This is a genomic window from Kribbella sp. NPDC055071 (assembly GCF_053608045.1).
This window is the reverse complement of sequence record NZ_JBSGUS010000014.1, coordinates 235,641-246,657: the sequence shown is the minus strand read 5'-3', so window position 1 is coordinate 246,657 and position 11,017 is coordinate 235,641. Positions and strand designations below refer to the sequence as shown.

The 11,017-nt window shown below is 68.3% G+C and carries 11 protein-coding genes; 6 read left to right on the top strand and 5 right to left on the bottom strand.

The features are described from left to right. Positions 1-109: 109 nt before the first annotated feature. Entirely contained in the window at positions 110-778 is a 669-nt protein-coding gene (locus ACWF4Z_RS23975) for a GntR family transcriptional regulator (RefSeq protein WP_452245353.1), read from the top strand. 42 nt (positions 779-820) lie between these two features. Here the strand turns inward: ACWF4Z_RS23975 and ACWF4Z_RS23970 are convergent, their stop codons facing one another. Next, positions 821-2,035 carry an enolase C-terminal domain-like protein gene (locus ACWF4Z_RS23970; RefSeq protein ID WP_452245352.1) on the bottom strand — a complete coding sequence of 405 codons (1,215 nt, stop codon included), beginning with the start codon at positions 2,033-2,035 and terminating at the stop codon, positions 821-823. Continuing rightward, entirely contained in the window at positions 2,032-2,781 is a 750-nt protein-coding gene (locus ACWF4Z_RS23965; RefSeq protein WP_452245351.1) for a FadR/GntR family transcriptional regulator, read from the bottom strand. Before ACWF4Z_RS23965 ends, ACWF4Z_RS23970 begins: the two co-directional genes overlap by 4 nt. Before the next feature lie 102 nt (positions 2,782-2,883). Between ACWF4Z_RS23965 and ACWF4Z_RS23960 the strand changes: the two genes are divergently transcribed. Then, positions 2,884-3,270: a phage holin family protein gene (locus ACWF4Z_RS23960; protein ID WP_452245350.1), complete on the top strand. Its 387-nt coding sequence runs from the start codon at positions 2,884-2,886 to the stop codon at positions 3,268-3,270. 57 nt (positions 3,271-3,327) lie between these two features. Here ACWF4Z_RS23960 and ACWF4Z_RS23955 read toward each other — a convergent pair whose 3' ends face one another. Together ACWF4Z_RS23955 and ACWF4Z_RS23950 are read right to left on the bottom strand one after the other, a co-directional pair. Further along, on the bottom strand, positions 3,328-4,539 hold the full coding sequence (locus tag ACWF4Z_RS23955) for a pyrophosphate--fructose-6-phosphate 1-phosphotransferase (protein ID WP_452245349.1): 1,212 nt from the start codon (positions 4,537-4,539) through the stop codon (positions 3,328-3,330). 105 nt (positions 4,540-4,644) lie between these two features. Beyond that, the gene (locus ACWF4Z_RS23950) at positions 4,645-5,112 is read right to left on the bottom strand and encodes an Lrp/AsnC family transcriptional regulator (protein ID WP_452245348.1); all 468 of its coding nucleotides are present in this window, start codon (positions 5,110-5,112) and stop codon (positions 4,645-4,647) included. 63 nt (positions 5,113-5,175) lie between these two features. On the opposite strand from ACWF4Z_RS23950, the gene ACWF4Z_RS23945 reads away from it, so the two are divergent. Then, the gene (locus ACWF4Z_RS23945) at positions 5,176-6,084 is read left to right on the top strand and encodes a DMT family transporter (RefSeq protein ID WP_452245347.1); all 909 of its coding nucleotides are present in this window, start codon (positions 5,176-5,178) and stop codon (positions 6,082-6,084) included. On the opposite strand, the gene ACWF4Z_RS23940 is transcribed toward ACWF4Z_RS23945, so the two are convergent. Next, a complete protein-coding gene (locus ACWF4Z_RS23940; protein ID WP_452245346.1) occupies positions 6,025-7,017 on the bottom strand; it encodes an acetamidase/formamidase family protein in 993 nt (330 codons plus the stop codon). The genes ACWF4Z_RS23945 and ACWF4Z_RS23940 overlap by 60 nt on opposite strands. Positions 7,018-7,137: 120 nt before the next feature. On the opposite strand from ACWF4Z_RS23940, the gene ACWF4Z_RS23935 reads away from it, so the two are divergent. The 3 genes from ACWF4Z_RS23935 to ACWF4Z_RS23925 all read left to right on the top strand — a co-directional run bounded on the left by ACWF4Z_RS23935 (position 7,138) and on the right by ACWF4Z_RS23925 (position 11,011). After that, positions 7,138-7,830 (top strand): response regulator transcription factor, encoded by a 693-nt coding sequence (locus ACWF4Z_RS23935; protein WP_452245363.1) that lies wholly within the window; start codon positions 7,138-7,140, stop codon positions 7,828-7,830. Next, on the top strand, positions 7,827-9,434 hold the full coding sequence (locus ACWF4Z_RS23930) for a sensor histidine kinase (protein WP_452245345.1): 1,608 nt from the start codon (positions 7,827-7,829) through the stop codon (positions 9,432-9,434). The genes ACWF4Z_RS23935 and ACWF4Z_RS23930 overlap by 4 nt, the downstream gene beginning before the upstream one ends. Before the next feature lie 173 nt (positions 9,435-9,607). Beyond that, a complete protein-coding gene (locus ACWF4Z_RS23925) occupies positions 9,608-11,011 on the top strand; it encodes a trypsin-like peptidase domain-containing protein (RefSeq protein WP_452245344.1) in 1,404 nt (467 codons plus the stop codon). Positions 11,012-11,017: the final 6 nt, after the last annotated feature.

Here is an 11,017-nt window from a genome sequence, read left to right as displayed (position 1 = left end):
GCCTCAAACGCGCACTCTGCCGCGAACTCCTACCCCTCATCACCCAAGCCCTCACCCCAGACTTGACACCCAACGATCTATAGGAGCATCAGGCTGCGAGAATCACTGCATGTACGAACGGCTGAGGGTGGATCGCTCGACCACGGTGGACCGCGTGGTCGACGCGCTGCGCGCCGCCCTGTTCGCCGGAGACCTCGAGCCCGGGACGCCGTTACGCGAACAACCGCTCGCGGAGGCGCTGGGCGTGGCCCGGAGCACGGTCCGGGAGGCGATGACCATGCTCGTCACCGAGGGTCTCGCCGTTCGCGAACCGAACAAGGGCGTCAGCGTCGCGATCCTGCACCCGGCCGCGGTCGCGGACATCTGCCGGGCCCGGTTCGTGCTGGAGTCGGCCGGGATCCGAGCCTGGTTCGACGCCGACGAGGCCGCGCGGGAGCGGGTCCGCGAGGCGATGCGGGTGTTCGCCGCGACGGCCAAGGACGGCGCGGACCCGGAAGCGATGACCGAGACGCACCTGGCGATCCACCGAAGCCTGGTCGCGTTGACCGGTAGCGACCGCCTGATCGCGACGGCCGACTCGATCACCGGTGAGGCGCGGCTCGCGTTGGCTCGCGTCGACGCGCTTCGCCAGGATGCCCGGCAACAGGTCGCGTCCCACCGCAAGCTGGTCCGCCTGCTCGAACGCGGCGAACTCGACGCCTGCGTTGAGGAACTCCAGGCCCACCTGGACGGCGCCCAGGAATCCCTCCTCGAGGCCATCGCTACTCCGCCGCGCTGACCTGCGCCGTACCGAGGAAATGGTCGGCGGAGCGGGGAACGGTCATGAGGGGTCGGCCCAATCGGTGTTCGGGAGGAGGGGGTACCAGTCGGGGCGGGCCGGGTCTCGGTCGTAGGGATACGGGCCGAGTTCGCGGAAGAGTTCGGCGTACTCGGCGAGCTTGTCGCGGTCCAGGTCGACACCGAGGCCCGGTGCATCCGGGACGGCGATCGCGCCGTCGACGTACGGGAGCTTGCCGCCGGCAATGATGTCGTCGCGCAGGTGGTGGTAGTGCGCATCGGCCGCGAACGACAGATTCGGTACGACGGCGCCCAGCTGCAGCATCGTGGCCAGCTGGATCCCCAGCTCGCCGGACGAGTGGACGGCGACGCCGAGCTGAAAGGTCTCGCACACGCCGGCCGCTTTGAGGCACGGTCGGATCCCGCCCCAGAACGTGGTGTCCAGGAGGATCACGTCGACGGCGGGGTCGCGGACGTTGGCGGCGAGCTGCTCGAAGTTCACGACAACGGTGTTGGTCGCGAGTGGGATCGGCGTCTTGTCTCGCACCCGGCGCATACCGTTCATGCCCCAGGTCGGGTCTTCGAGGTAGTCGTTGTCGAGGTCCTCGATACCGCGGGCGAACCGGATCGCCTCCTCGACGCTGAACGCGCCGTTCGGGTCGAAGCGGACCCGGTGCCCGGGGAACGCTTCGGCCAACGCGCGGAGGCACTCGCGTTCGTAGTCCGGTGGGAAGACGCCACCCTTCAGCTTGTGCACGCTGAATCCGTGCGCATCGACGAGGTCGCGGGCATGGTTGATGAGCTCGTCGGCGGTCCGGATCTCGCCGGTGCCGTCGTCGGCCGGGTGGCGGAAGAACAGGTAGCTCGCAAAGGGAACGCGGTCACGGACCTTGCCGCCGAGCAGCTCGTGCACCGGGACGCCGAGCTCGCGACCCTGCAGGTCGAGGCAGGCGAACTCTATTGCCGCCAGCAACTGAGTCCTGTTGTTGTAGAGGCTTGCGGTCGGGTTGGCGAGCATCCACCGGAGTGCTTCGGTGCGTGCCGGGTCGTGGCCGACGAGGTAAGGCTTGAGCCCGGTGATCGCGGCCTCGGCGCTCTGGCCGCCGCCGCCCATCTCGCCGAGCCCGATCAGCCCGTTGTCGGCCTCGACCTCGACGACGGTCCGGACGAACCGTCCCCAGTGCGCGCCGTTGCTGTGCCGCAGCGGCGCCTCGAGCGGAACGGTGACCGTGGTGGCGCGGATGTCGACGATCCTCACTTGGCGTCCTCCGGCAGTACGACGGGCAGTCCGGCCGTCAGCCCGCCGTCCACCTTCACGTTGATGACCGCGAGGACGCCGTCGAGGTGCTCGCGGGTGAGTCGCTCCGCCAGCTCGGGGTCTCCGGCCCGGACCGCCGCATAGACGGCCTGGTGCTCGTCCAGGTCGGTCTGCCGGTCGCCGTGGATGTGCAGGATCTCCAACTGCTCACGGACGTTGACGACCGTGACTGACTCGACCACCTCGGCCAGGGTCGCGTTTCCGGATGCCTGGGCGAGTGCGCGGTGGAAGTCCATGTTGATCTCGGCGAGCTGGGCATGGTCTGCCGACGCGATCAGCTCCGCCGCCGTGGCGAGGTCCCTGCTCATCTGTTCCAGTGCGTTCTCAACTCGAACCTGCGCGGCCAGTGCGGCAACCGGCGGTTCGATCAACGCGCGCGCCTGCAGCAGCTCGACCAACCGATCCGCGCTCGGTGCCAACGCCAATGGGTTGGCCAGAACCAGACGTCCGACGTTGGGCCCGACGTACACCCCAGACCCGTGCCGCAGCTCCACGGCACCAGTTGCCTCGAGTCTCCGGAGTGTCTCGCGCACAGTCGGTACGGCGACCTTGAACCGGTCCGCCAGTGATCGGACCGACTCGAACTGGTCCCCGGACGACAGCCTGCGCTCGGCGATCAGCGACAGCATCGACGCAGCCAGATCGTCCAGCAGGCTTCGTCGTACCACTCCCAGTCGCTGTGGCATGAAAATGATCAGATCACTTGGTCATTTGCGTGTCAAGACTCAGGGTCGGGTCAGGGCGCGTACCAGGAGTGATGTCACCGCCCAGGTGGGAGGATCGACGGCATGAAGAACTTGGTCATCAGGCTCCTCGTGAACGCGGTCGCGCTGGCGGTGGCGAGCTGGATCGTCGCCGGCATCACCCTGCAGGGTGCGACCACCGGCAAGCGGGTCCTGACGCTGCTCATCGTCGCGGCGATCTTCGGCATCGTGAACGCGATCGTGAAGCCCGTCGTGAAGGTGCTGTCGTTCCCGCTGCTGATCCTGACGCTCGGCCTGCTCACGTTCGTGATCAACGCCGCGATGCTCCTGCTCACGTCCTGGATCACCGGCAAGCTGGACGTCCAGTTCCACGTCGACGGCTTCTGGAACGCCCTCTTCGGCGCCCTGATCATCAGTGTCGTCGGCATGCTCCTCAACGCCGTACTCCCCGAAAAGGCCGAGGTCCACTAACAGCACAGACGCGGCAATCGGACAGCCGCCGCGAAAGCGGTGTCCGATTGCCGTGTACTACGCCTGGCCGATGTCGGCCTTGAGGGCTACGAACCAGTCGACGGTGGGGTCGAATTCCTTGCCGCCGGCGATGCGGGGGAACTCGATCGCGCGCAGCTCGTCGTTGCGTTCCTCGTCGTGGCCGACGACGCCGCTCTCGCCGCGCAGCGCGGCGTCGACCGCGTAGTCGGTGCACTCCTTGATCAGCGCGAGGTCGCGGTCGTTGGCCGCGGCCGAACGGCTGAAGTAGCCGCTCTTCTGCACCATCGTCTTCTCCGCGCCGATCCGCTCGGCGAACTGCTTGGCGAACCAGGCGCCCGGGTTGATCGTGTCCAGCTTGACGTGACCGAACGGGTCCCGGCCGACCTCCTCGCCGCGCGCCTCCAGCTCGGCCACGATCGCCGGTACGCCGGCACCCTCGGACAGGAAGATGTTCACACAGTCCTCCTCGTCCATCACCGCGCGCAGCCGCTCCGCCTCGGCATCCAGGTCGATTGTTGCCTCCGGCACGTACACCGCGTGCACGTCCCAGCCGGCCTTGTCCAGGCCGATCCCCGGGTTCCACTCCTGCGTGGCCAGCCACTCGCGGTACTCCCGAGCCGTTGCCGCGGTCAACCATCCGCAGTTGCGGCCCATCACCTCGTGGACGATCAGCATCCGGGGGTTGGAGCTGTGCTCGCCGATGATGTTGCGGGCGAACAGCGCACCCTGCTCGGCCGCGGTCCACGCACCCAGGCTCTGCCGGATCGGGATCACGTCGTTGTCGATGGTCTTCGGCAGGCCGACCACGGTCAGGTCGTAGTCGTGCTCGTGCAGGTACGCCGCGAGGTCGGCAGCGGTGGTGTTGGTGTCGTCGCCACCGATGGTGTGCAGTACGTCGACGCCGTCGGCGACCAGTCGCTCGGCGGCGACCTGGAGCGCGTTCTGGCCGTCGGCGATCAAGCCGCGCTTGACCAGGTCGGCCGTGTTGGTCAGCTTCACCCGGCTGTTCCCGATCGGGCTGCCGCCGAACTTGTGCAGCAGCGACGCCTTCGCGCGTACCTCGGGCGTCACCTCGAGGAACCGGCCGCTGAGCAGGCCGTGGTACCCGTTCAGGTAGGCGATGATCTCCACGTCGGGCGCCACCTCGGTGTAGCGCTCGATCAGCCCGCCGACGGCGGACGACAGGCAGGGCGCGAGCCCGCCGGCGGTGAGCAGGGCAACTCTGCGGACAGACTTGTCGGCAGCCATGGGTCAGGGTCCTTCCAGAGGGTCGCTGAAGTCGGCACCCAGACTAGTGACCCAGACCACCCTCCACGCTGGTCGACCCCACCACCAGCAAGGGTGGGTGTGCGTCTAGGCGCTGGTCGGGGCCACTGGGCGGGGTGGGACTGGGGTGGAGACGATGAACGAGCTGTTGGTTTGGCCGTAGGGGCCGAAGCGGTCCAGGAGGTCTTCGAGGCGGTCGATCGCGGCGACCTGGACCCGCATCAGGAAGCAGTCCTCGCCCGAGATCCGGTGGCACTCGACCACCTCCGGGGTGTTCTGAGCGAGCTCGGCGACCCGGCGGACCTGCCCGGGTCCCGGCCGCATCCGGACCCACGCGGCGACCGGGACCCCGAGCGCGGCCGGATCGATGTCGAGCCGGTAGCCCCGAATCACCCCAGCCTCCTCGAGCCGGCTGACCCGCTCACGCACGGTCGGCGTGGACACCCCCAGCCGCCTGGCCAGCTCTGTGGTCCGCAGCCGCGGATCGGCGGTCAACTCGCTCAGGATCCGAGAGTTGAGCTCATCAAGCAGTTGGCTTTTCGTTTCAGTAAGCAAGTCGGCCTCCAGACCTTCGTTCCGTCATGGTAACTCGCGCAATCACTTTCTAGTATCGATGGCATGAAACCCACCGCACTCGGCGCCGCGGGCGTCACGGTCGTCCTGTGGGCATCGGCGTTCGTGGCGATCCGCCACCTTGGTTCCGAGCTGTCAGCCGGACCACTGTCGCTCGCCCGATTGCTGATCGGCAGTGTTCTGCTCGGACTGGTCCTGCTGGTGAAGCGGGAGCCGTTCAAGCTTCCGCAGCGCCGTGACTGGCCGCTGCTCCTGGGGTGCGGCGTCCTGTGGTTCGGCGTCTACAACCTCGCCCTCAACGCGGCCGAACGGCGCTTGGACGCCGGCACCTCCGCGATGCTCGTCCACGTCGCACCACTGCTGGTCGCACTACTCGCCGGACTGACCTTGGGCGAGGGATTCCCGCGACAGCTCGTCATCGGCAGCCTGATCGCCTTCGGAGGCGTGTTGCTGATCGGCCTCTCCACCTCGACCGGCCACGCCGAGACGTGGGGCGTCGTCCTCTGCGTCACGGCCGCGGTGTCTTACGCCGTCGGGGTGGTCACCCAGAAGCCGCTTCTGAGCCGACTGCCCGCCGCACAGGTCACCTGGATGGCCTGCATGATCGGAACGGTCGTTTGTCTCCCCTACGCACCCGCACTGGTCCACGAGGTCAGTGCAGCCACGCCTTCGACGCTCTGGTGGGTGTTCTACCTCGGCGCCTTTCCCACCGCGCTTGGCTTCACCACCTGGGCCTACGCACTGTCCCGGACCACCGCGGGCCGGATGGGCGCGACGACGTACCTGGTCCCGATGGTGACCGTTCTCCTTGCCTGGGTGCTGCTCGGCGAGACCCCAGTCACTCTGGCGATCGCGGGCGGCGCGCTGTGCCTCGTGGGGGTCGCCGTCAGCAGGTCAAAGCGCAAGACCCCGCAGGTGCCGGTGGACGCCGTCGTACGCGCTGGTCGTGGGTAGTAGTCGCTTCGGGACTTTGGTGACGACGCTGTAGTTGGCGTCGACCACGTTGGCCAGCGGGACCTCGCTGACCTGGCTGAGCAGTTGGTAGGCGTCCAGCTTGTCCAGTCCGTACAACTGGCCGAGCCAGCCGACCATGTCTACCTGCCCGGCTCGCCAGGCGTCCTCGAGCGGCCGGCTCGACCCGACCACGGCCAGGTACTCGTCGTTCTCGATCCGCGGCCACACCGGTCCAGGCGTCTTCAACAGCTCGACAATCAGTACGACGTTCATCGCGCCCTCGACCGCCGTACCGCAGGACTCGCCCTCGCCTTGGCGGTAGTGGCCGTCGCCGATGGAGAACAGGGCGCCCTCGACGTTCACCCGCAGGTAGCAGGTCGCGCCGGCTCGCATCTCCGGTGTGTCCATGTTGCCGCCGAACATGTCGGGCACGAGGGACGAGCGGACCTCACCGGCCGCGGGGGCGACGCCGACCGTGCCGAGCATCGGCTCGAGCGGCAATGCGATCTCCAGGTCGCTGCCCTGCGCCTGGAAGCCGACGGTCTGGTTCGCCGTGTCGACCTCGTAGATCCAGGTCCGCTCGGGCAGCGGGTCCTGCAGAGTGGCGGTCCGATCCGTACCAGTCAGGCCGCCGAAGAACGGGATGGTCGCGGAAGCACCCCAGCCCCGCGCCGGCGTGAGCTCGACGAAGTGCAGGACCAGGGTGTCGCCCTGCTCGGCGCCCTGGACGTAGAACGGACCGGTCTGTGGGTTCACGAACGGCATGTTCAGCGAGGCGCTGGCGAGGTCCGTCGTACTGCGCAGACTCCCGACGAAGGCGTCCTCGGTCCACAACCGCAGCGCAGTCCCCGGCGCGATCCATCGTACCGGCGCGACCCCACCGAACGTCCAGGCAAGATCCTCGGGCTCGGGCGTGAATTCGAGAATGTCCACGACTCGACAACTTAAGGTGTGCAGGAGGTGTTGGATAGTCATCAGTAGGTTCTCAGGCGATTCTCAAACTGACGGCCTACTGTCAATCTGATGAGCGTTACAGCGGAGCGGGGAAGCGACATGCGGGTACTCGTGGTGGACGACGACCGGGCGGTCCGGGACTCGCTGCGCCGTTCGCTGGAGTTCAACGACTTCGAGGTGGTGACCGCGGCCGACGGGGCCGAGGCGCTCGCGGTCATCGGCAACGTCGAGCCGGACGTCGTCGTGATGGACGTGATGATGCCGCGCCTGGACGGCCTCGAGACCACCAAGGCCTTGCGGGCCGCGGGCAACAATGTGCCGATCCTGGTGCTGACGGCCCGGGACGCGGTCGCGGACCGGGTCGACGGTTTGGATGCCGGTGGCGACGACTACCTGACGAAGCCGTTCGCGCTCGAGGAGTTGCTGGCCCGGCTGCGGGCCCTGCTCCGGCGCAGTACGACGCCGGGCGAAGGCGGCCAGCGCGGCGAGGTCCTGCAGTACGGCGATCTCGTGGTCGATGTGGACGCGCACGAGGTCCACCGAGGCGAGGTGCCGATCCCGCTCACCCGGACCGAGTTCTCGTTGCTCGAGCTCCTGATCCGCAACCCACGCCGCGTGCTCGAGCGAGCGGTCATCCTGGACGCGGTCTGGGGTTACGACTTCCCGACCACGGCGAACTCGCTCGAGGTCTACATCGGCTACCTGCGCCGCAAGACCGAGGTCAACGATCTGCCCCGCCTGATCCACACCGTCCGTGGCATCGGCTACGTCCTGAGGGACACCCCACCGTGAGCGGCTCCGACTTCCCGTCGTACGCCGATCACCCGAACGAGCGCCACGGTCCTGGCAATGGGCGGGGCAGTGGTCAGGGCAGTGGTCAGGGCCAGCCGCCCGCCGGGGCACGCCCCCTGCCCACGGCCGGCCAACCTGTTGCCAACGGCAACGGCAATCGGGTCACGACGACCGCGAGCCGGACCCAGGACTGGGCGCAGCAGAAGCTGCACCAGCTGAGCCTGCATGCCCGCGTCACCCTGCTCGCCGCGATCGCGGTCGGTCTGGCCGTGTTGTTCGTCAGCGGCGCCGCCTACCTGACCGTCCGGCAGCAGATGTACCGCAACCTGGACGAAAGCCTGATCCAGCGATCGGTGTCCGCGGTCAAGGGTGGCGTCATCACCAATCCGCAGGTGATCACGCAGATCACCCCGGCGTACCTGGGCCTGACCGACATTCGGATGGGCCTGCTCTTCGACGACGGCACCACGATCACGGGTCCCAAAGCCTACGCCCCGCCGATCGGGCCGCAGGAGCTCTCTGTTGCCCAGGCCGCAGCGGGGAGCGACGCGAACATCCGGACCGACGGATCCCCCAACAACCATCACTACCGGGTGATCGCGATCCCGCTGGGTGACGACACCGCGTTCGTGGTGGCCCAGTCGCTCGATCCGATCGACCACACGCTGCACAACCTCGGCATCGTCTTGTGGGCGGTCGGTCTGCTCGGCGTGATCGGCGCGGCGCTGGTCGGCAACGCCGTCGCGGCGTCCGGGCTGAGACCGGTCTCGCGGCTGATCGGCGCGGCCGAACACGTCGCGCGGACCGAGGATCTGCAACCGATTCCGGTGACGGGATCGGACGAGATCTCGCGGTTGGCTCAATCGTTCAACGCGATGCTGGCCGCGCTGGCACGATCTCAGGATCGGCAGCGCCGGCTGGTCGGCGACGCGGGGCACGAGCTGCGTACGCCGCTCACGAGCATCCGGACCAACCTGGATCTGCTCGCCCAGGCCGACAAACGCGGCGGGCTCCGACCGGAGGATCGCCAGCAACTGCTGGACGACGTACGGGCTCAGATGGACGAGCTGACCACGCTGATCGGCGACCTGACCGAGCTGGCCCGCGACACTCCCCAGGTGCGGAACGCCGAGTTGATCGAGCTGTCCAACGTCGTCGAGGACGCGATCATCAAGGTACGGCGACGCGCGACCGGGATCGAGTGGGACATCCAGCTCACGCCGTTCCCGGTGTGGGGCGACGAGCGGCTGCTCGGCCGCGCAGTGACGAACCTGCTCGACAACGCGGCGAAGTACAGCGTGCCGGAGGGCATCACCCCGACCAGCGACGGTGAACCGGTCGGGCGGGTCACAGTGCGGCTGCTCGACGGCGTACTCACGGTGACCGACTCGGGGCCGGGAATCGCCGAGGCGGACCTGCCGCACGTGTTCGAGCGGTTCTACCGGTCCAGTGAGGCGCGCAGTCGGCCCGGTTCGGGGCTGGGGCTCGCGATTGTGAAGCATGCGGCCGAGCGGCACGGCGGGATGATCTACGCCCGGAACGCACCCGGCGCCGGCGCCCAGTTCACGCTGTGGCTCCCACACGCCGCCACCCAGACCCGCTGATCCGCCGCCCCGGAGCACGCTGTTCGCGGAGCGAAGGCTGTCTCGGAGCACGCCGTCTCGGCGAGCGTCTGAAGATCCCCTGACAGAACCTTCAGGGATTCTTCACAGAGTTCTTCGTGAGCTCCGAGCGGATCTTCAGGGCCCTCTCAGGTCCGGCCGACAAAGTACTCGGCATGACGGAGAACCAGCCGCAGCAGCCGCAGAACCAGCCCGGCCAGAACCCGCAGCAACCGCAGGGGCCGCAAGGGCCGGAGCGGACGCAGCAGTTGCCGATGGGCATGCCTTCCTACGGGCAGCATCAGCAGCAGCAGTCCGCGCCGCTCGGCGGGCAACCGCGGCCGGGTCAGCACCCCTCAGGTGGGAGCGCTTACCCGCAGTTCGGGACGCCGGGGACGCATCAGGGGACGTCTCCGGGTCCGAACTGGCCGTTCGGCCCGCAGCCGCAGACCGCGGAGGCCACGCCGCCGAAGCCGAAGCGACGCGGTCTGGCCCTCGTAGCGCTGACCGCCCTCCTGGTCGGCACTGCGGGTGGTGTCGGCGGCGCCGCCGTGTACTCGGCGACCAACGACACGACCAACGCGAACTCTCCGTCAGTGACAGCGCCGCTGAACGGTAACCAGGCGGCCCCGGCCGCCGCAGCCGACGGCTCGGTGCAGAACGCGGCCGCCAAGGTCCTGCCGAGCACCGTGAAGATCGCGGTGGCCACGTCGCAGGGCGCGGCGACCGGTTCCGGCATCGTGATCAGCAAGGACGGCCTGATCGTCACCAACAACCACGTGGTCGCCGGGGCCGGACCGGGCGCCACGATCACGGTCATGCTGAACGACGGACGCACGGTCTCCGCGACGGTCAAGGGTACCGACCCGCTGACCGACCTCGCCGTGATCAAGGCGGCCGCGAACGACCTCACCCCCGCCACCCTCGGCAGCAGCGGCAGGCTCGCGGTCGGCCAGGGCGTGGTGGCGATCGGCTCGCCGTTCGGCCTGGAGGCGACCGTGACGAGCGGCATCGTCTCGGCGCTGAACCGTCCGGTCACCTCGGGCGACGAGCAGCAGGACAGTACGACGGTTTTCCCAGCAATCCAGACCGACGCCGCCATCAACCCGGGAAACTCCGGCGGCGCTCTGATCGACCTCGCCGGCCAGGTGGTCGGAATCAACAGCGCGATCAAAACCGCCGGAGGATCGGGACAATCCGAAGGCGGCAACATCGGCCTGGGCTTCGCGATCCCGATCGACCAGGCCAAGCCGATCATCGACGAGCTGGTGGCCAAGGGCAAGGCCACGCATGCGCGGCTCGGTGTGACGGTCGGCGACGCGCAGTCAACCGACGGGCTCACGAATGGAGCACGCCTCGGCGAGGTAACGTCCGGCGGTGCGGCGGACAAGGCCGGTCTGCAGTCAGGTGATGTGGTGACTGCTGTAGACGGTAAGGCGATTGCGTCAGGGGACGCGTTGGTCGCCGCGGTCCGTTCGCACCGCCCGGGCGATCAGGTGAAGATCAACCTGACCCGCAACGGCAAGCCTCAGTCGATCACCGCCACCCTCGGATCGGACAACGGCAACCCGACCGGCTGAGCAGCA